This window comes from Bibersteinia trehalosi USDA-ARS-USMARC-188 (genome assembly GCF_000521725.1).
Lineage (GTDB): Bacteria > Pseudomonadota > Gammaproteobacteria > Enterobacterales > Pasteurellaceae > Bibersteinia > Bibersteinia trehalosi.
Window position 1 is genome coordinate 981080 of record NZ_CP006954.1, and the last position, 19860, is coordinate 1000939.

At 40.4% G+C, this 19860-nt stretch carries 18 protein-coding genes; 9 read left to right on the forward strand and 9 right to left on the reverse strand.

The annotated features are described in order from the left end of the window. Nucleotides 1-15: 15 nt before the first annotated feature. Nucleotides 16-378, reverse strand: coding sequence for a diacylglycerol kinase (locus tag F542_RS04675; RefSeq protein ID WP_015432666.1), 363 nt, complete (start codon nt 376-378; stop codon nt 16-18). Nucleotides 379-587: 209 nt separating this feature from the next. Between F542_RS04675 and sstT the strand changes: the two genes are divergently transcribed. From sstT to polA, 3 genes are all read left to right on the forward strand, one after another. After that, nucleotides 588-1799, forward strand: a complete 1212-nt coding sequence (sstT, locus tag F542_RS04680; protein WP_015432665.1) for a serine/threonine transporter SstT — start codon at nt 588-590, stop codon at nt 1797-1799. A gap of 278 nt (nt 1800-2077) precedes the next feature. Then, nucleotides 2078-4303, forward strand: coding sequence for a DNA internalization-related competence protein ComEC/Rec2 (locus F542_RS04685; RefSeq protein WP_015432664.1), 2226 nt, complete (start codon nt 2078-2080; stop codon nt 4301-4303). Between the two features lie 75 nt (nt 4304-4378). Next, nucleotides 4379-7216 (forward strand): DNA polymerase I, encoded by a 2838-nt coding sequence (gene polA, locus F542_RS04690; protein ID WP_015432663.1) that lies wholly within the window; start codon nt 4379-4381, stop codon nt 7214-7216. 60 nt (nt 7217-7276) lie between these two features. Here polA and F542_RS04695 read toward each other — a convergent pair whose 3' ends face one another. After that, nucleotides 7277-8467: an amino acid aminotransferase gene (locus tag F542_RS04695; protein WP_172635301.1), complete on the reverse strand. Its 1191-nt coding sequence runs from the start codon at nt 8465-8467 to the stop codon at nt 7277-7279. A 209-nt stretch (nt 8468-8676) separates the two neighbouring features. Between F542_RS04695 and F542_RS04700 the strand changes: the two genes are divergently transcribed. Next, the gene (locus F542_RS04700; RefSeq protein WP_015432661.1) at nt 8677-8949 is read left to right on the forward strand and encodes a GNAT family N-acetyltransferase; all 273 of its coding nucleotides are present in this window, start codon (nt 8677-8679) and stop codon (nt 8947-8949) included. A gap of 59 nt (nt 8950-9008) precedes the next feature. On the opposite strand, the gene F542_RS04705 is transcribed toward F542_RS04700, so the two are convergent. The 3 genes from F542_RS04705 to rhlB are packed head-to-tail and all read right to left on the reverse strand — an operon-like array spanning nt 9009 to nt 12190. Next, nucleotides 9009-10496: a helicase HerA-like C-terminal domain-containing protein gene (locus F542_RS04705; protein WP_015432660.1), complete on the reverse strand. Its 1488-nt coding sequence runs from the start codon at nt 10494-10496 to the stop codon at nt 9009-9011. Between the two features lie 54 nt (nt 10497-10550). Next, nucleotides 10551-10958, reverse strand: a complete 408-nt coding sequence (locus F542_RS11110) for a hypothetical protein (protein ID WP_015432659.1) — start codon at nt 10956-10958, stop codon at nt 10551-10553. Between the two features lie 5 nt (nt 10959-10963). After that, nucleotides 10964-12190 carry an ATP-dependent RNA helicase RhlB gene (rhlB, locus tag F542_RS04715; RefSeq protein WP_015432658.1) on the reverse strand — a complete coding sequence of 409 codons (1227 nt, stop codon included), beginning with the start codon at nt 12188-12190 and terminating at the stop codon, nt 10964-10966. A 261-nt stretch (nt 12191-12451) separates the two neighbouring features. Between rhlB and argF the strand changes: the two genes are divergently transcribed. The 3 genes from argF (at nt 12452) to F542_RS04730 (ending at nt 15201) form a co-directional block, all read left to right on the forward strand. Continuing rightward, the gene (gene argF, locus F542_RS04720; protein WP_015432657.1) at nt 12452-13477 is read left to right on the forward strand and encodes an ornithine carbamoyltransferase; all 1026 of its coding nucleotides are present in this window, start codon (nt 12452-12454) and stop codon (nt 13475-13477) included. Nucleotides 13478-13589: 112 nt separating this feature from the next. Then, nucleotides 13590-14855 carry a serine hydroxymethyltransferase gene (gene glyA, locus F542_RS04725; RefSeq protein WP_015432656.1) on the forward strand — a complete coding sequence of 422 codons (1266 nt, stop codon included), beginning with the start codon at nt 13590-13592 and terminating at the stop codon, nt 14853-14855. 70 nt (nt 14856-14925) lie between these two features. Continuing rightward, a complete protein-coding gene (locus tag F542_RS04730) occupies nt 14926-15201 on the forward strand; it encodes a DUF1294 domain-containing protein (RefSeq protein WP_015432655.1) in 276 nt (91 codons plus the stop codon). Here the strand turns inward: F542_RS04730 and F542_RS04735 are convergent. Continuing rightward, a complete protein-coding gene (locus F542_RS04735) occupies nt 15190-15816 on the reverse strand; it encodes a histidine phosphatase family protein (protein WP_015432654.1) in 627 nt (208 codons plus the stop codon). The two genes, F542_RS04730 and F542_RS04735, sit on opposite strands and share 12 nt — an antisense overlap. A gap of 88 nt (nt 15817-15904) precedes the next feature. Here F542_RS04735 and F542_RS04740 point away from each other — a divergent pair, with 88 nt between their 5' ends. After that, nucleotides 15905-16549 (forward strand): TIGR01621 family pseudouridine synthase, encoded by a 645-nt coding sequence (locus F542_RS04740; protein WP_015432653.1) that lies wholly within the window; start codon nt 15905-15907, stop codon nt 16547-16549. On the opposite strand, the gene F542_RS04745 is transcribed toward F542_RS04740, so the two are convergent. Beyond that, nucleotides 16550-16810: a DinI-like family protein gene (locus tag F542_RS04745; RefSeq protein ID WP_015432652.1), complete on the reverse strand. Its 261-nt coding sequence runs from the start codon at nt 16808-16810 to the stop codon at nt 16550-16552. It abuts the gene before it with no gap. Between the two features lie 251 nt (nt 16811-17061). On the opposite strand from F542_RS04745, the gene F542_RS04750 reads away from it, so the two are divergent. Then, nucleotides 17062-17730, forward strand: a complete 669-nt coding sequence (locus F542_RS04750) for an OmpW/AlkL family protein (protein WP_025267004.1) — start codon at nt 17062-17064, stop codon at nt 17728-17730. A gap of 50 nt (nt 17731-17780) precedes the next feature. Here F542_RS04750 and guaA read toward each other — a convergent pair whose 3' ends face one another. Together guaA and F542_RS04760 are read right to left on the reverse strand one after the other, a co-directional pair. Further along, entirely contained in the window at nt 17781-19349 is a 1569-nt protein-coding gene (gene guaA, locus F542_RS04755; RefSeq protein ID WP_015432650.1) for a glutamine-hydrolyzing GMP synthase, read from the reverse strand. 61 nt (nt 19350-19410) lie between these two features. Beyond that, nucleotides 19411-19836, reverse strand: coding sequence for a hypothetical protein (locus F542_RS04760; RefSeq protein WP_015432649.1), 426 nt, complete (start codon nt 19834-19836; stop codon nt 19411-19413). Between the last annotated feature and the right edge of the window lie 24 nt (nt 19837-19860).

Here is a 19860-nt window from a genome sequence, read left to right on the forward strand (position 1 = left end):
GAGGGAAAAGTCAATTTAATTGCATAAAATTAATAGCCAAGTAAGGCAAAATAGTACTATTGAGGTAAATACTGCGGCAGAACCGATATCTTTTGCCTTGCCAGAAAGCTCGTGAAATTCACTACTAATGCGATCTACAACCGCTTCAATGGCGCTATTGAGTAATTCGGTAATCAGTACGATGAAGACTGATGCACATAACAGCACTTTTTCACTGGCACCTTCCCCTAGATATAAGCCAGCGGGGAGTAGAAAAAAAGAAAGCCACATCTCTTGACGAAATGCAGCTTCAGATTGGTAGGCTTTTTTTAAACCTTGTAAAGAATAGCGGGTTGCATTGAACACGCGTTGTAAATTTACGCTATTTTGAGGTTTCATGACAGTGTTGCTAAAAAAATTTTGGCACATTTTACCGAAAATAGTGTTTGTAAGCAAAAATCGATTTGAAATTAATGCGTTAAATTAAATCGAAAGCATATTTTAGTTACAAATTTCAAAAAATTGTACATGAACTATTCCAAAAAGCAGGCTTTTCCGTTAATCTTCAAAACTTCATTTTTATATATTTTGTCTTATAAGGAAGCTTTATGAGTAATCAATCTTTATCAGCCAGAATCCTTGGTGGTAATTTAGTATTACGTATCGCCATTGGTTTGGTGCTTGGGATAATCTTAGCAGTCATTAGTAAAGAGGGCGCGGAGAGCGTAGGCGTTTTAGGTCAATTCTTTGTAAAATCTTTACGCGCAATTGCGCCAATTTTGGTGTTCTCCTTAGTACTATCTGCTATTGCAAATAAAGAAGTAGGTAGCGACAGTCGCTTGAAACCTATTATTGTACTTTATCTATTAGGTACATTTACCGCGGCATTAACCGCAGTTGTTTTAAGTTTTGCATTCCCAACAACCTTAGAATTAGCGAAAGATCCAGGTAACTTAGCACCGCCACAAGGTGTTGGTGAAGTATTGAAAACAGTGATTTTCAATTTAGTGGATAACCCGATTGGTGCAATTTCAAATGGTAACTTTATTGGTATCTTAGCGTGGTCTATCGGTTTAGGCATTGCTTTCCGCCACGGTTCTGCAAGTAGCAAAGCGTTCTTAAATGATTTTGCAAATGCGGTGTCATTTGTGGTGAAAGTTGTGATTGCCTTTGCGCCAATTGGGGTTTTTGGCTTAGTTGCAGAAACAGTTGCAACCAACGGTATTGAAGCTTTCGTTGGCTATGCGCAATTATTAGCCGTATTATTAGGGGCAATGTTAATTGTTGCATTAGTGATCAACCCGTTGTTGGTTTATTGGAAAATCCGACGTAACCCATATCCATTAACTTTAAGTTGTTTACGCGAAAGTGGTACAACTGCATTTTTCACGCGTAGTTCTGCAGCTAATATCCCTGTGAATATGAATCTGGCAAAACGTTTAGGTTTAAAAGAAGAAATCTATTCTGTTTCTATTCCATTGGGTGCAAACATTAATATGGCAGGTGCAGCGATTACCATCACTGTATTAACTTTAGCAGCAGCTTATACTCAAGGTATTCAGCCAGATTTCTTTACCGCATTATTATTAAGTGTTGTGGCTTCTGTATGTGCTTGTGGAGCATCGGGTGTTGCTGGTGGTTCATTATTATTAATTCCATTAGCGTGTAGCTTATTTAATATTCCAAATGATATTGCAGCACAAGTTATTGGGGTTGGCTTTATTATTGGGGTATTACAAGACTCCGCTGAAACCGCACTGAATTCTTCTACTGACGTATTATTTACCGCAGCAGTAAGTATGGAAGCGGACAATAAATAAGCGAGAAATGAATGAATAAAAAGGTGTGGTCTGATTTGCGCTAAAAAGTTAGACTCATTTAAATCTAGGACTGAGTTTGGTATTCCATCGAACTCAGTCTTTTTTATTGTCAAGAGAGTATGTTTATTTTTGGGATCGTGATCGAAAAAGTTTGTTTCTACACTGTTCTTTTCCTGAGAGCTATTCATAATCAATCGTTGTGAATTTTAATGATACTTTAGATGAACGTAGAGCGTTGCTGTTATTGCTTCTTGATAAGTATATTGCCCATACTTTACTTGCCTTCACTTTATTTATGGCTAGGTTTTATTTGGGGAACATTGCTATTGTGCTATGCAGGCATAAGACAAGATAGACTATTAGGTTTAACGGCGATATTTATCCTACAGTGCTATATCAGAGTCAGTGATTTTGCAGAAAATTTACATAAACAGACCGCTTACACAAGTCAAGAACAGATCCATATTCAACGTATTTTAAAGCAAGACGGTATGCCGAGTGCGATTGCACAACGAGAAGATGGTAGCCTTGTATATTTATGGTGGCAGGCGGAAACAGCGCTATTTTTGGATCAAAAGTATTTTGCCGAATTACGTTTACGTCCTATCTCTGCCAGATTGAATGAGGGCAATTTTAATCGACAACGCTGGTATATCGCCCAGCACATTTCGGCAACCGCAACCGTCAAAACAGCACAGAAGCTTACTCAACCATCGCAAGGATTTCGGGCATCTTGGCTTACAAAAATAGCTCAACAGACTCAAGAATTTACCTCTCAAGGGGTGATTTTAGCGCTTGCTTTTGGTGAACGAGCATGGCTTAACCCACAACATTGGCAATATTTTCAGCACACAGCGACGGCACATCTAGTGGCGATTTCTGGTTTGCATATTGCGCTTGTTTTTGCATTGGGGTTTGGGGTTACAAAAGGTGGGCTCTATATTTTAGGGAGCATTTGCTACCGGTTTCAGCTAAAACAAGCGGTGAAAAATCCATATTTTTTTGCAATTTTGGGTGGGTTCTTAACCGCTTGGGGCTATAGTTTTTTAGCTGGATTTAGCATACCAACCGTACGCGCAGTGATAGCAATAAGCCTTATATTAGGCTGCCGTTTGAGTAGACGTTATTACACTGCAGGGCAATTATGGTTACGGTGTGTCACTTTATTGATCGTGTTAGATCCATTCTGTTTGCTTTCCGATAGTTTTTGGCTTTCGATTTTAGCGGTGGCAGGGTTAATCTGTTGGTATCGTTATTTTCCATTATCACATTTTTCAGTTTTTGAACGACTGCAGAAAATTTGGGGTGTACGGTATTTGGTGCAATTAATTCATTTGCAAATTGGCATTGCATTTTGTTTTTTACCTGTACAGCTCTATTTTTTCGATGGGCTTTCTGCTTGGGCATTTGTTGCAAATTTATTGGTTGTGCCACTATTTAGTTTACTTGTTGTACCATTAATTTTATTCAGTTTACTGAGTAATAACTTGCTACAGAGTTGGGCATGGGTAGATTGGCTATTACAAATTAATTTAGATGTACTGGAATATTTATCAACAGCATGGTTACCGATTAGTCAGATTATGCAATGGCGTTTAGTCTGTCTTGCCTTATTTTTCTTACTCATTACTTATTATAGGGAGCTGCTTAGAAGTAGGTTAAGTTTAATTATTGTTACCACATTGGCATTATATCAATGTGGTAGTTGGTGGCTGAATGTAGCTAAATCTGAAGTGGCATGGATACATTTTGATGTTGGACAAGGGTTGGCAATGGCATTTGTTTATACCGATGAAAATGGCAAACGTAAAGTGGTGTTGTATGATACTGGAGCGGGTTGGCAAGGTGGTTCAATGGCAGAGATAGAAATTCTCCCCTATCTGCGCAGAAATGGGCTAACGCTAGAAGCCATTATAGTCAGCCATGATGATAATGATCATGCAGGCGGAGTTAGGCCATTATTGCAATATTACCCTCATAGTCGTTTAATTTTATCTGCTAAAAATCGCTATTCGCCAGATTTAGCCGAGGCCTGTGTGGCAGGAAAACAGTGGCAATTTGGACAATTACGTTTTACAGCTGTTTATCCCTATCAAGTGGTTGAGAGAGCAAAAAATGCAGATTCTTGTGTTTTAGTGGGGGAAATAGGTCAGTATCGTATTTTGCTCACTGGGGATAGCGGTACAGCTCAAGAGCGAGAATTTGCCATGCGAGTAGGGAAAATAGATTTTCTTCAAGTTGGGCATCATGGCAGTAAAACCAGTACAAGTTACACGTTACTTGCAGCGACACAGCCACAAGCTGCTTTTATTTCTGCAAGTCGTTTTAATCCTTGGAAAATGCCAAGTTTATCTGTAACAACACGTTTAGATAAACTTGGTATTCAGCATTTTAATACTGCGGATAAAGGGATGATAACGGTATTATTTGAACGGGAGAACTATCGGATTAAAACCGCTAGAAATCATTATAGCCCTTGGTATTCTGACTATTTTGCGAGATAGCCATCACTAAAAACGGCAATACCTTTTTAGAATTTTGTTATAATAAGCACTTTTTAGTAGCAAAGAGATTTCCCTATGGCAACAATTGCAGCAAACCCACTCGTTCTCGTTGATGGTTCATCTTATCTTTATCGTGCTTTTCATGCTTTCCCTCCTTTAACGAATAAACAAGGTGAACCTACCGGTGCAATGTACGGTGTATTGAATATGTTAAAAAGTCTGATTGCACAGGTTGCGCCAAGCCATATTGCGGTAGTGTTTGATGCTAAAGGAAAGACCTTTCGCGATGAGCTGTACGAACAGTATAAATCGCACCGACCGCCTATGCCAGATGAACTGCGTGCCCAAATTCAGCCATTACACGCTATGATTAAAGCGTTGGGTATCCCTCTCATTTCTATTGAAGGCGTGGAAGCAGATGATGTGATTGGGACGCTAGCGGTACAAGCGGCAAAAGATGGTAAGGATGTACTAATCAGCACCGGCGATAAAGATATGGCGCAGTTGGTGAATGAACATATTATGCTGATTAACACCATGAATAATACATTGCTCGATCGTGATGGCGTGGTTGAAAAATATGGCATTCCGCCGGAGCTTATTATTGATTATCTCGCTCTGCTAGGCGATAGCTCAGATAATATCCCTGGGGTAAAAGGTGTAGGCGAGAAAACAGCCATTGCGTTATTGCAAGGTATTGGCTCAATGCAAGAAATTTATGCGAACCTAGATAAAGTGGCAACGCTTAGCTTTCGTGGGGCAAAAACATTTGCGCCTAAATTAGCGGCAGAAAAGGCGATGGCAGATCTCTCTTATACCCTTGCAACCATTAAAACCGATGTTGAATTAGCACTTAGCCATGATCAGCTCATTCCCCAACCACAAAATCGCGATGTACTAATGGAACTATTCGGACGTTACGAATTTAAACGTTGGCTCAATGAAGTGATGGGAGACAGTAATCCTGTTACTCAAGGCAGCAAGGAGAAAATAGCGAACAAGTATTCCGTAACGCAAGTGGTGGTTTCTGAAGAAAAATTTGCAAAAATAACATTAGATCGTAGCGCTTACCAATGTGTTAATAATGCAGAATTATTTGAACAATGGTTAGGAAAACTACAGCGTGCGAAATTAATTGCCGTAGATACTGAAACCGATAGCTTAGAAGCCGTATCTGCCAATTTAGTGGGTATTTCTTTTGCGCTTGAAAATGGTGAGGCGTGTTATATTCCTTTGCAACATCAGGGCATACAAGCGACCCAGAGTGATTTATTTGCAGATGATGAGCCACAAATAGGACTATTACCTAATCAGCTTGATTTAAACGAGACGCTCGTCCAATTAAAAGCTATTCTAGAAAACCCTCAGATCCAAAAAATTGGTCAGAATATTAAATATGATTTGACCATTTTTGCCCAGCACGGTATTGAACTACAAGACGTTGCTTTTGATACTATGCTTGAATCTTATACGCTTAATAGTACTGGGCGACACAATATGGATGATCTTGCTGATCGTTATTTAGGGCATAAAACGATTTCATTTGAAGAGTTAGCTGGTAAAGGCAAAAATCAGCTCACATTTGACCAAATTGAACTGGATAAAGCAACAGAATATGCGGCTGAAGATGCGGATATTACGATGAAGTTGCATCAAGTTCTCTCAAGCGAGTTGGCAAAAGAACCAAGTCTGAAAAAGTTGTTCTCAGAAATAGAAATGCCTCTAGTTTCTGTGTTATCACGAGTAGAACGTAATGGCGTATTAATTGATCCACAACGTTTACTTACCCAATCCAGAGAAATTGAACAGCGTCTTTCGGCGCTGGAAATGGCAGTGCATCGTGAGGCAGATGAGGTATTTAATCTCGCTTCAACTAAGCAGTTACAAGAGGTTTTATTTGATAAACTGGGATTGCCGGTGATTAAGAAAACGCCAAAAGGAGCACCATCAACGAATGAGGAAGTGTTAGAAGAACTTGCTCAAATGGGGCATGCTGTGCCGAAATTGATTATTGAACATCGAGGTTTAAGTAAGTTGAAATCAACTTATACTGATAAATTGCCACAGATGATTAATCAAAAAACAGGTAGAGTTCATACCTCTTATCATCAAGCGGTAACTGCAACAGGGCGGCTTTCTTCAAGTGATCCAAACTTGCAAAATATTCCTATCCGTAATGAAGAGGGCAGACGTATTCGCCAAGCTTTTATTCCTCGTGAAGGTTACGTCATACTTGCGGCCGACTATTCGCAAATTGAATTACGGATTATGGCACATCTTGCTAATGACCAAATGATGATTCAAGCCTTTGCTCAAGGGCAAGATATTCACCGAGCGACAGCTTCTGAAATTTTTGGTGTCTCTTTGGCTGAAGTGAGCAGTGAACAGCGCCGTAGTGCTAAGGCGATTAACTTTGGCTTGATTTATGGCATGTCTGCTTTTGGCTTGTCTAACCAGCTTGGCATTGGGCGTAAAGAGGCTCAAGAATATATAGACAAATATTTCCTGCGTTATCCTGCAGTTCAACAATTTATGCTTGATATTCGAGAAAAAGCAGCAGAGAAAGGTTATGTGGAAACACTGTTTGGGCGTCGTTTATATTTGCCAGAGATTAATTCCAGTAATCAAATTCGCCGTAAAGCGGCAGAACGTTTAGCGATTAACGCACCAATGCAGGGAACGGCAGCAGATATTATTAAAGTCGCAATGATTGGTATTGATAAAGCAATTCAAGGTTGTGATGATATTTTTATGATCATGCAAGTGCATGATGAATTGGTTTTTGAAGTCAGAGCGGATCGAGTAGAGCACTATACGGCTTTAATTAAAGCAGAAATGGAAAAAGCGATTGTGCTGAAAGTGCCACTTATTGCAGAGGTAGGGATTGGGCTGAATTGGGATGAGGCTCATTAATTATGCGTTGATACACGGCGGGGAGACCCCGCCGTTTGCATTTTTATAAAAGTTTTTAGGTTACAGAACTTTGACAATAGCTGAACAGAGCGCATCAATATTTTCATCTGTGATGCCTGCAACATTGATTCGGCCAGATCGAACCGCATAAATTGCAAACTCTTCGCGAAGTCTATCAACTTGCTCAGGGCTTAAGCCACTAAATGAGAACATACCATTCTGGGCAATAATAAAATCAAAATTTTGTGTTGCACCTTTTTCCTTTAATAGCTGTACAAATTTGGTACGCATTGCTTTAATGCGATTACGCATTTCAGCTAATTCAGCAACCCAATCTGCTTTTAACTGTGGATCAGCGAGTACGGTTGCAACCGCGCTTGCACCATGTGATGAAGGGTTAGAGTAGAGTACACGGATAATTGATTTCACTTGGCTGAAGGCATTATTGGCAATCTCTGCGTTATCTGCAACTAAAGTAAAAGCACCTACGCGCTCATTGTATAAGCCAAAGTTTTTTGAGTAAGAACTTGAAATAAGCACTTCTCGATGATTTTTCACAAAGGTGCGTAAGCCAAACGCATCTTCTTCTAAGCCATTTGCAAAGCCTTGGTAAGCAAAATCAAACAATGGTAGCCAGCCTTTTTCTGCTGACATCTCGGCTAAGGTTTGCCATTGCTCTGGGGTTGGGTCGATACCTGTTGGGTTATGGCAGCAACCGTGGAATAGCACCACATCACCGTGTCCAGCCTGAGAAAGATCCGCAATTAAGTTATCCCAGTCAAGCGCCTTGGTTTCTTTATTATAATAGCGGTATTCTTTGATATTCATGCCTACTGCATTGAAAATCGCATTATGATTTGGCCATGTTGGCGTAGAAATCCATATATTCTGTGCAGAAGTCTGGCGTTTGATAAATTCCGCGGCAATGCGTAGTGCACCTGTACCACCAAGGCTTTGCGCTGTTTTCGCTCTGCCTTCTTTAATGACATCAGCATTTTCACCGAATAATAGTGCTTGAGTTTGAGCATTAAAATCTGCGATGCCATCAATAGTTAAATAATTTTTGGTATTTTCTTGAGCAAGTAAGCGTGTTTCCGCTTCTTTTACTGCTTTTACAATCGGGGTTTGACCATTAGCATCTTTATAGACCCCAATACCTAAATTGATTTTTTCGGCACGGGTTTCAGCTTTAAAGGCTTCGCCTAAACCTAAAATAGGATCGGCAGGAGCGGCTTGGATATGACTGAACATTGACATTGTGTTTCCTTATTAATTTTTTGAGTGAAAAAACCCAGAATTTATACGACTAAATGCTTGGTTTTGCAAGTCACAAGCGCTGTTTTTCTGCAGATTTTTTGCAAAATTTACCGTGCTTACTAATTAATTTGAATTATGGTTAGACTATTGTATCCTGTGTTTAACAACCATGTCATAAAACGGAGTTTTAAAAAGAGGAAGTTATGCCAATTAGACATAATCATGCTGAGCAACAATTTATATATATAACTGAAGAGGATATTCCAGCGGGTAAGCTTAGCTATCGTTATTTATCGGATGATACGATTGATGCTTATCACACTCGTGTTTTTGATGAATTTCAAGGGAAAGGGATAGCAGGGGAGTTATATAACGCATTGATTACATTTGCACTGGCGCAAAATTTGCGAATTAAACCAAGTTGTAGTTATATTGAGCTGCGTATGCGAAGAAGTCACCCAGAATTAATTGCTTAAGCGTTGGCATAGCAGTATGCAAAAATTAAGGGGACACTGCTAAATTGTCCCCTATGTAGCTATTTTTTACTTATTGCCCCTAAAATACCCCGCATAATTTGCTTGGTCACTTGATTACGCAAATTACGACCAACAGATTTGGCGACATTGCCCACTAGCTGTTCTGCCACGGTTTGGTCTTTTTTCTTCTTCGTGCCAAAAATAGCGCCTAAGAACCCACCAAGAATACTTTCTTCTTCCTGTTTGGCAGCTTCTGTAGCCTGTTGCACTGCTTGAGTTTGGGCATTTAATACTTCATAAGCAGATTCATTATCAACATATTGGCTATAGTGTAGATAGAGATCATCTTGCTTAACTAAACTTAAACGCTCATTTTCGCTTAATGGCGAGAGCTGGCTTTGTGGCGGATAAATATACGCAATTTCAACTGGCGTTGGCATACCTTTTTCATCTAAGACCGAAATTAATGCCTCTCCTACGCCTAATTGCGTGATGGCTTCAACCACATTGACATTTGGATTAGCCCGGAAGGTTTCTGCTGCGGCTTTTACTGCTTTTTGATCTTTAGGAGTAAAGGCACGTAAGGCATGTTGAATACGGTTACCAAGCTGACCAAGCACACTTTCGGGCAAATCGAGCGGATTTTGAGTGACAAAATAAACCCCAACACCTTTAGAGCGGATTAATCGCACGACTTGCTCAATTTTATCGACTAGCACTTTGGGCGCACCATCAAAGAGTAAATGCGCTTCGTCAAAAAATAGCACAAATTTCGGTTTCTCAGGGTCGCCTACTTCAGGTAGTTGCTCAAACATTTTTGCCATAAACCAGAGCAAGAATGCGCCATACATTTTTGGTGAGTTGATCAGTTTTTCTGAATTTAACACATTGATCACGCCTCGCCCATCTCGGGTTTGAAACCAGTCTTGTAAATCTAGCGCTGGCTCACCAAATAGGCTGGTTGCACCTTCATTTTCTAGTGCGAGCAAGGCGCGTTGAATTGCACCAACACTAGCCGCTGAGACGTTGCCGTATTCTACTTGGAAGGTTTTTGCATTTTCAGCGACAAATTTCAGCATCGCTCGCAGATCTTTAAGATCAATTAATAACAAACCTTTATCGTCAGCAACACGGAAGACCAAATTGAGCAGCCCCTCTTGGGTATCATTCAAATTAAGTAAACGAGCCAGCAGCATCGGGCCCATTTCAGAAATTGTGGTGCGCAGCGGAATACCCGTTTCACCGAATACGTCCCAATAAGAGACCGGGAAACCATTGAGGTAACTTTCTCCGCCTAAATCAAATTGCTCAATACGTTCTGCAATTTTTCCGGAAAAATTGCCCGCTTGCACTAAGCCAGAAAGATCCCCTTTTACATCGACTAAAAAAACGGGAACACCATCATTACTAAAGGTTTCCGCAAGTTTACGTAAAGTAACCGTTTTTCCTGTACCGGTCGCACCGGCAATTAAGCCATGACGGTTTGCCATTTTGGCAGTGAGAGAAATAGGTGTGCCCGTTTTGCCATGGGCGATAGCGTAGTTCATAGTTAATCCTTATTAAACCGAACAAGCGGTTAAGTTTATGCAAAATTTTGCAAATTAGCGTATGCCTTGATTAAAACCTCGTTGCCAATTCTGTTTGAAATGTGTTGGCAGGCTTGCAGCTGTGTAGCCACAATAATTTAAGCGTTGTTGGTACATCTGTTGCTGTTGATTTGCAAAAGATTTTCCCACACGATAACCATCAATATACCAGTCATCACTATCACGACATTGTGTCGTATTTATCCGCTTCGTTGTTGGTTTTGCCGCTTGTTTATTGTGAACAGTAGCGACTGTTTGCGGTTGTGTTCTGAGGTATCGTTCGTAATCTGCGCTATGTGTTTTGACAACAGCCACAGGCTTATTTTCTGGTTGTTTAAAATTTTCTGCTAAAAAGGTTTCAAGAGATTGGCAGCCCGTCAGTAGGGCTGCAGAATAAATTAAGCTTAATTTCAAGTATTGCATTGCTATTAGCGTTTACGGTTATTGATTGGTAAGCGACGTGTTCTGTTTTTAGCCTTCACTTTGGGTAACGGGAATAAGGCTTCACTATCATACTGGCTAACTGGAATTGCATGTCCAATGTAGGCTTCAATTGCAGGCAAATTAACAGCATAGCGTTCACAAGCAAAGCTTATGGATTTGCCACTTTCGCCAGCTCGTCCTGTGCGACCAATACGGTGAACATAATCTTCACGATCATCTGGGAGATCGTAATTGAACACGTGAGTAACATCAGGAATATGCAGACCACGAGCCGCCACGTCGGTTGCCACTAGAATATCTAATTCGCCACGGGTGAAACTTTCGAGTAAAGCAAGACGTTTCTTTTGTGCAATATCGCCAGTTAAAATGCCAACACGATGCCCATCTGCGAGTAAATATTGCCATACTTCTTCACATTTGTGTTTGGTGTTGGCGAACACAATGCAACGTTCAGGCCATTCTTCTTCCATTAAGGTGAGTAATAATGCCATTTTATCTTCGTTAGAAGGATAGAAGAGTTCTTCCTGAATACGGTGTCCTGTGCGTTGTTGAGGCTCAATTTCAACATATTCAGCGTTATGCATGTCTTCATAGGCAAGCTCACGTACTCGGGGAGAAAGTGTTGCTGAAAACAGCATTGTTAAGCGTTGAGCCGGTTCAGGGCATTTACGCATTAAATAACGAATATCTTTGATAAAACCAAGATCAAACATTCGATCTGCCTCATCTAATACAATCACTTGTATTGCGTTTAGATTTATTACCCCTTGTTTGACATAATCAATTACACGCCCAGTCGTGCCAACCAAAATATCGACACCTTTTTCAATTGCCTGTAGCTGTTTATCATAACCATCACCACCATAGGCAAGCGCAAGCTTAAAGCCAGAGTGTTTGATGAGCAGCGATGCATCTGAGGCAATTTGTACTGCTAGTTCACGAGTTGGGGCAAGAATTAAGGCTCTTGGCTGGTTTTTTTCTGTTTGAATATCGTTATTGAGTAAGTGGTGAACGGTTGCGACTAAAAAAGCAAGTGTTTTGCCAGTACCCGTTTGTGCCTGTCCTGCAATATCTTGTCCTGCAAGGGTATGAGGTAAGGTTTTAGCTTGAATTGGAGTACAAAATTCAAAGCCTTTGCTATCTAATGCAGCCAGCACTCGCTCATGAATAGGAAAATCGCTAAAACGTTGTTCTGTAAGGTGTTTTGACATAATTTTGTTCTTTTGCAAAAAATTGTGAAGTTTTAACCGCTTGTTTGGCGGAAAATTATGGGAAAGATAGCATAAAAGGGGAACCTTGAGTAGAGCTCAATAAAGCAGATATTGCAGTTTAGCGCTTTTGTGATTTCAACAGCGCTGAATAACATAGTTCTCTTTGTTTTTATTTTTGAGTAGAATCTTAGCAACTGTATCTCCCCAAAATTTTTGGCAAGATACAGTTGCTAAGTATTCTTTTTAATATAGGAAAATGCCATGACAACATCAATTACCCTTAAAAACCGCCATTTCTTGCGTTTAATGGATTTTACTCCTGCCGAAATTCAATTCTTATTAGCGCTTTCCGCTAAACTTAAAGCGGATAAAAAAGCGGGCAAGGAAGCAAAAACCTTGCAAGGCAAAAATATTGCACTGATTTTTGAAAAATCTTCTACTCGCACTCGTTGCGCCTTTGAAGTAAGCGCATTTGATCAAGGCGCAAATGTCAGTTATATCGGGCCTTCTGGTTCGCAAATAGGGCATAAGGAGTCAATGAAAGATACCGCGCGCGTGTTGGGTAGAATGTATGACGGCATTCAATATCGTGGTTATGGGCAAGCATTGGTACAAACATTGGCAGATTTCTCGGGTGTACCAGTGTGGAATGGTTTAACAGATGAGTTTCATCCAACGCAAATTTTGGCGGACTTTTTAACAATGCTGGAGCATTGCAACAAGCCGCTAAATCAAATCAAAATGGCATATCTTGGTGATGCGCGCAATAATATGGGTAACTCTTTTGTGGAAGGCGCAGCACTAATGGGGGTAGATTTACGCTTAGTTGCACCGAAACAGTTTTTTCCTGAACAGGCATTATTAGATGAAGTTGCTGAGCAAGCGGTTAAAAGTGGGGCAAAAATTACTTGCACCGAGGATGTGGCTGAAGGGGTTAAAGATGTGGATTTTATCTATACAGATGTATGGGTTTCCATGGGCGAGCCTGAATCAGCTTGGGTGGAACGTATTGCATTGATGAAACCTTACCAAGTAAATGCAGAATTAATGGCAAAAACGGGTAATCCTAATACGAAATTTATGCATTGCTTACCCGCATTCCATGATGATCAAACAGTGCTGGGTAAAGAGATTGCCGAGAAATATGGTATGAATGGCTTGGAAGTGAGTGATGAAGTGTTTGAAAGTGAAGCATCAATCGTGTTTGATGAAGCTGAAAACCGTATGCACACCATTAAAGCGGTTATGGTGGCAACATTAGGCAATTTTGAATACCCGATGAGTTAATTTCATATAAAAAGCACTACCGCAAAAATAGAAAAATGCGTAAAATATGCAGGAATCTTGCTTACGCAAACGATTACTTAATTAAATTATCAACAAATCAGGAGTATGCCCAATGTTAAATCGTTCAATGAACATTAAAGATTTTGACCCTGTTTTATGGCAGGCAATCCAAGATGAAAATACCCGTCAAGAAGAGCATATCGAACTGATTGCTTCTGAAAACTACGCCAGCCCACGAGTGATGGAAGCGCAAGGCTCACAATTTACGAATAAATACGCAGAGGGCTACCCAGGTAAACGCTATTATGGTGGATGCGAGTATGCTGATATTGTCGAGCAATTAGCGATTGACCGAGCAAAAGAGCTATTTGATTGTGATTATGCTAACGTTCAGCCACATTCTGGTTCGCAAGCAAATGCGGCAGTTTATGGCGCGTTATTACAACCATTAGATACTATTTTAGGTATGAGTCTTGCCCATGGTGGACACTTAACGCACGGCGCAAGCGTCAGTTTCTCAGGCAAAATTTACAAAGCGTTTCAATATGGGATTACCGATGAAGGCGTGATTGATTACGAAGCGTTACGTCAACAAGCGTTAGAAGTGAAGCCTAAAATGATCGTAGGCGGTTTTTCAGCATATTCGCAAGTAGTAGATTGGGCAAAAATGCGTGAAATTGCGGATGAAGTTGGCGCTTATTTATTTGTGGATATGGCGCATGTTGCAGGTTTAATTGCCGCAGGTGTTTACCCAAGCCCATTGCCACATGCTCATGTGGTGACGACTACAACGCATAAAACGTTGGGAGGACCGCGTGGTGGTTTAATTCTTTCAAATGCAAAAGATGAAGAACTTTATAAAAAGCTACAAAGCTCCGTGTTTCCTGCTAATCAAGGTGGGCCATTAGTTCATGTGATAGCAGCAAAAGCAGTCTGTTTCAAAGAAGCCTTAGAGCCTGAATACAAAGTGTATCAACAGCAAGTAGTGAAAAATGCAAAAGCAATGGTGGAGGTGTTTAAGCAGCGTGGCTATAACGTTGTCTCAAACGGTACAGAAAACCACCTATTCTTAGTTGATTTAGTCAGTCATAATTTAACCGGTAAGGCTGCAGATGCGGCTCTCGGTAAGGCGAACATTACTGTAAACAAGAATGCAGTACCAAATGATCCACAAAAACCATTTGTGACTTCGGGTATTCGTGTAGGAACTCCGGCGGTGACTCGTCGTGGTTTTAAAGAAGCTGAAGTGGCGGAATTAGCCGGCTGGATGTGTGATGTGTTAGATGCTTGTGGTAAAGAAAATGAAGCGCAGGTGATCGACGCAACCAAGGCGAAAGTGCTGGAAATTTGTCAGCGTTTACCTGTTTATCCTGCATAAGCAAGCGGCTGTTTTTACGAAAAATTTTACAAAAGCCCCGAGGATTCGGGGCTTGCTTTTTGAGAGAATAATGGGCTATTTCTTATTTGGTTATTTTATTTGGATTAATAGCTTGGCGTGGTATTTGATGTATACCGATAAGCGAAAAGCGATGAAAAACGCATGGCGTGTTCCAGAAAGTCATTTACTGGTTTTTGCCCTTGTTGGTGGTTTTATTGGTATATACCTCGGGATGAAATATAACCGACATAAAACGAAACATTGGCAGTTTCATGTTGCTGTAATTTTCTCGGCTTTTCTGTGGCTGCTTGCGATTCCTGCATTCTATCTTTATTTACAGGTTTAGATGTGATACATCATTAAATTGTACTAACGAGGCTTTGCCCTGTTCAACCTGTACGACATTAATCGCAGTATTCATTACAAATTCATGTTTTTCAAGATTACGGAATTCTCGCCAAGGTAAGCCTTTTAGCACAGCGGTAAGCAGGGTCAATGTCATTCCATGGGAAACAATCAAAACGTTATCGCCATCTTGATGGCGTTGTACAATTTGCTCAAATGCTTGGGTCGCACGCTGATAAAGTTGTTCAATAATTTCGCCTTGGCTTTCAATTGCTTGATATTCGGCTGGTTTAGTACGCAGTAGTTTATATTCAGGGTGTTCTGCAAGATCAACGGATTTCTTGCCTTCCCATAAGCCGAAATCGAATTCATTTAAGCCACGATGATGAAAATGTGGAATCGTGCGATCGCCAATAATGTAATCTGCGGTATCTTGAGCGCGTTTTTGCAAACTAGAATAGCACGCTGAAAATGGAATATGGCTAAGGGCTTGCCCTGTCGTTTTTGCACCAAGAATGCCTTCCTCCACTAAATTTGAATTTTGAGAACCTTGTAGTCTGCCCTCTAAATTCCATTCGGTTTTACCGTGGCGGATTAAATAAATATTAATGGACATTTTGTTTTCCTTCGTATTTTTATTAAAATGTGCTAAAAATCAAGCATGCTAGGTATATCTAGCACAACCTTTATTAGTATAACAAAGTATGTGCAATTCTCAATTTCCTGTCATTTTCCAACATTCTGATTTTGTGATAATTAACAAACCTGCGGGTATCAGTGTGCATCGTGATGAGCAAGCGATAGGATTATGCGAAAATCTTGCAAAGCAGCTTAATGTGCCACAAGTCTGGCTTGTTCATCGTTTAGATAAAGTTACTTCTGGCTTGTTGATTTTTGCTTTAAATAAAGAAGCTGCCGCTTATTTTTATCAGCTGTTTGAACATCAACAGATTCAGAAGACTTATTGGGCATTAGCAACGGATAAGCCAAAGAAAAAACAAGGCACAATTATTGGTGACATGCAAAAGAGCCGTAATGGGGCTTGGAAATTATGCCATAGTAAAGAAAACCCCGCGATCACTCGCTTTTGTTCACGGAGCCTTGAGCCGAATCTTCGCCATTTTATTTTACAACCTAAAACAGGCAAAACCCACCAGCTACGGGTAGCAATGAAAAGCCTTGGTAGTCCAATTCTAGGCGATACGCTATATGCAGGAACGGTTTCGGATCGCGTTTATCTGCATGCCTATCAATTAGATTTTCTATATCAAGGCGAACAGATTACTGTTTCTACATTGCCCGATATGGCAAGCGGTCAATTTTGGCAAAAAATCTGCAAAGAGGGATGATCAATAGTATTCATCATTTAATTCATCAAATGCTGAGCCTTCTTCAAATAGGCTTTCCATAAATTCGGCAACAGTTTTCTTTCCCTCTTTGCCTAAGCCAAAAACATTAATATCGCTGATTGAGGAGGATTTCCGTACGCGGACAATCGCTTGTGGAAATTCTTCCCCCACACGCTGTTCAACAATTTCCATCATTCTGGCAAATTTGTTTTCTTCCATCTTCTGCATATTCGCAATACGGATATCAATAGTTGCGGTCATACTATTCCTCTGGTTATTTATATACTGAATTAATAAACAGTATAACCGAAAAATAAAACCTGTCAATAAATACAGTAGGTTGTTTTAGATCAATATTTATAGAAAGAGGCTAAGTATTTAAGCTGAAAAGTTTCTGACAAATCTTAATTTTTTTGACATTTGTCAAATAAAAATCGGATTCCACTCTTTAGAATGGCAACAACTTTAACAAAGGTTACAACTTAGTAACCATAATCATAAGGATGGTAAAAATGAAAAAAACAACATTAGCACTTATGTTAGGTTCTGCTTTAGTAGCAGGTTCAGCAATGGCTCACGAGGCAGGTTCAACACACTTCCGTGTAGGTGGTGTTTTTGTCAATGCAAATTCTCATTCTAAAACAACAACATCCACTGAGGTAAAATTAGATGTACGTGACAACCAACAATTAGGTTTAACGGCAACCTATATGTTTACTGACAATATCGGTGTGGAATTATTAGGTGCAACACCATTCTCTCACAGTATTGATGCAACAGTACCGGCAGTTAATGCAGTATTGAATAAAGCAGTAAAAGTAAAACACTTACCACCAAGTCTTTATATGCAATACTATTTCTTAGATAAAGATGCAGCTGCTCGTCCGTATTTAGGTGCAGGTGTAAATTATACTCGTTTCTTTAATGCAAAAGCACAATATGATGCGATTAGTAATTTAGATGTGAAAAAACATTCGTTTGGTCCAGTAGTAAACGGTGGTATTGATATTAAAGTTGCTGATAATGTATATTTGAATGCAGCGATGTGGTATACCCATATTCGTACAAAAGCAAAATTTACTACAACAGGCATTCCAGCAGAAGGTGTAGTGTTAGATCACGAAGTAAAAATCAAGCTTGATCCAGTTATCTACTTTGCAGGTTTAACTTACAAATTCTAAATTTATTAGAAAGCAAAACGCCAGCGTTAAGCTGGCGTTTTGCTTTGGCGTTATTCCCACTCAATGGTCGCAGGTGGTTTACCTGAGACATCATAAACAACACGAGAAACACCGTGTACTTCGTTGATAATACGATTAGAGATTTTGCCGAGTAAATCATATGGCAGATGCGCCCAGTGAGCGGTCATAAAGTCAATGGTTTGCACTGCACGTAGTGAAAGCACCCAATCATATTTACGCCCATCGCCCATCACACCGACAGATTTTACAGGTAGGAATACGGTAAACGCTTGGCTGACTTGGTAGTACCAATCTGCATTGTGTAATTCTTCCATAAAAATTGCATCGGCTTGGCGTAGAATATCGCAGTATTCTTTTTTCACTTCGCCTAATACACGCACGCCTAAGCCCGGTCCAGGGAATGGGTGGCGGTTGAGCATTTCTGCAGGTAAGCCGAGCGCTAAGCCAATTTTACGCACTTCATCTTTAAAGAGTTCACGCAGCGGTTCCACTAAGCCTAATTTCATATAATCAGGTAAGCCGCCGACATTGTGGTGCGATTTGATCACGTGGGCTTTACCGGTTTTGCTGGCAGCAGATTCAATCACATCAGGATAAATTGTGCCTTGTGCTAACCATTTCACAGACGGCAGTTTTTTAGATTCATCATCAAATACATCAACGAAAACTTTACCAATAATTTTGCGTTTCGCTTCTGGCTCATCAACGCCTGCTAATTCATTCAGGAAACGATCCTCGGCATTCACACGCACAATGTTTAAGCCAAATTTATCGCCAAACATTTCCATCACTTGATCGCCTTCATTTAAGCGGAGCAAGCCGTTATCCACAAATACGCAGTGTAGGTTTCGGCCGATGGCACGGTGTAGGAGGAGGGCTGTAACAGAGGAATCCACCCCGCCAGATAATCCTAAGATCACTTCATCATTGCCCACTTGTTCACGAATGCGTTTTACTGCATCTTCAATAATGTTTTCTGCAGTCCAGTTTGTTTCACAACCGCAAATGTTTACCACAAAGTTTTGTAATAATTCCAAGCCTTTTTTGGTGTGGGTTACTTCTGGGTGGAATTGCACGCCATAGAATTTACGGCTTTCATCAGACATCGCCGCAATCGGGCAGGTTGGTGTTTTGGCCGTCACGTGGAAATTGGTTGGTAATTGTGTCACTTTATCGCCGTGGCTCATCCAAACATCGAGCTGTTTGCAAGCGGTTGGATTTTCCAATAAATCTGCAAAAAGGCTATCTTGATTTGCCACTTCAACCGCCGCATAGCCAAATTCACGGTGATCGGAATTTTCGGTTAAACCGCCTAATTGCATTGCCATGGTTTGCATACCGTAGCAAATCCCTAATACAGGCACGCCAGCGTTAAACACATATTCAGGCGCACGAGGACTGTTTGCCTCAGTGGTACTTTCAGGGCCGCCTGAAAGGATAATCCCTGTCGGGTTAAATTCACGAATTTGCGCTTCGGTTACGTCCCAAGCCCAAAGCTCGCAATACACTCCAATTTCCCGCACTCGGCGAGCGATCAACTGGGTGTATTGTGAACCGAAGTCTAAGATTAAAATTTTGTGATGGTGGATGTTTGTCATGATGGTTTCTCTTTGTTTAAATAAAGCGGTAGGGGGGATTGAATAATCCTTAAAAAGCTTGTTAGTAGCAGAGCGGCTTAGCGCCTTTAAGATTGGTATAGGTTAAAATCAGTGGGTGAGCTTGTTCGAAGCTCTGTTTTGCTTGAAATCTTTGGGCATTGAGTTGCAGAATTTCGTATTTAGCAAAGGGTTTTTTCTCTGCATCAAGCAGTGTAAATAGATTTTCCTTTATCGGGCTAAGATAGACGGTTTCAGTTTCATTTAATGAATAAGAGCCATCTTGAAAATTGCAGCTATAATCGTAGATTTTAACCAAGCCGTTAGGATGGAATTTTAAAACACGATACTGATTTTCTACAGGTTGCATCGCCCAATAGCCTTGATAAATTTCAGCTTTCAGGTCTTTAGCGTTAAAGGATGAAGTGCTACTACAAGCGGTTAAAATTAAGCTAGATAATGCAAAGCTTACAATAGATGAATATTTCATTTGGGAAACAGGGTGAAAATAAAA

Excerpts from the sequence above, each read along its gene's own strand:
- F542_RS04675 (WP_015432666.1), bottom strand. The coding sequence starts at position 378 with ATGAAACCTCAAAATAGCGTAAATTTACAACGCGTGTTCAATGCAACC.
- F542_RS04705 (WP_015432660.1), bottom strand. The coding sequence starts at position 10,496 with ATGAACTACGCTATCGCCCATGGCAAAACGGGCACACCTATTTCTCTC.
- F542_RS04745 (WP_015432652.1), bottom strand. The coding sequence starts at position 16,810 with ATGACCGCAACTATTGATATCCGTATTGCGAATATGCAGAAGATGGAA.
- sstT (WP_015432665.1), top strand. The coding sequence starts at position 588 with ATGAGTAATCAATCTTTATCAGCCAGAATCCTTGGTGGTAATTTAGTA.
- F542_RS04750 (WP_025267004.1), top strand. The coding sequence starts at position 17,062 with ATGAAAAAAACAACATTAGCACTTATGTTAGGTTCTGCTTTAGTAGCA.
- F542_RS04735 (WP_015432654.1), bottom strand. The coding sequence starts at position 15,816 with ATGTCCATTAATATTTATTTAATCCGCCACGGTAAAACCGAATGGAAT.
- rhlB (WP_015432658.1), bottom strand. The coding sequence starts at position 12,190 with ATGTCAAAACACCTTACAGAACAACGTTTTAGCGATTTTCCTATTCAT.
- F542_RS04730 (WP_015432655.1), top strand. The coding sequence starts at position 14,926 with ATGGGCTATTTCTTATTTGGTTATTTTATTTGGATTAATAGCTTGGCG.
- argF (WP_015432657.1), top strand. The coding sequence starts at position 12,452 with ATGACAACATCAATTACCCTTAAAAACCGCCATTTCTTGCGTTTAATG.
- guaA (WP_015432650.1), bottom strand. The coding sequence starts at position 19,349 with ATGACAAACATCCACCATCACAAAATTTTAATCTTAGACTTCGGTTCA.
- F542_RS04740 (WP_015432653.1), top strand. The coding sequence starts at position 15,905 with ATGTGCAATTCTCAATTTCCTGTCATTTTCCAACATTCTGATTTTGTG.
- F542_RS11110 (WP_015432659.1), bottom strand. The coding sequence starts at position 10,958 with ATGCAATACTTGAAATTAAGCTTAATTTATTCTGCAGCCCTACTGACG.
- polA (WP_015432663.1), top strand. The coding sequence starts at position 4,379 with ATGGCAACAATTGCAGCAAACCCACTCGTTCTCGTTGATGGTTCATCT.
- F542_RS04700 (WP_015432661.1), top strand. The coding sequence starts at position 8,677 with ATGCCAATTAGACATAATCATGCTGAGCAACAATTTATATATATAACT.
- F542_RS04695 (WP_172635301.1), bottom strand. The coding sequence starts at position 8,467 with ATGTTCAGTCATATCCAAGCCGCTCCTGCCGATCCTATTTTAGGTTTA.
- glyA (WP_015432656.1), top strand. The coding sequence starts at position 13,590 with ATGTTAAATCGTTCAATGAACATTAAAGATTTTGACCCTGTTTTATGG.
- F542_RS04760 (WP_015432649.1), bottom strand. The coding sequence starts at position 19,836 with ATGAAATATTCATCTATTGTAAGCTTTGCATTATCTAGCTTAATTTTA.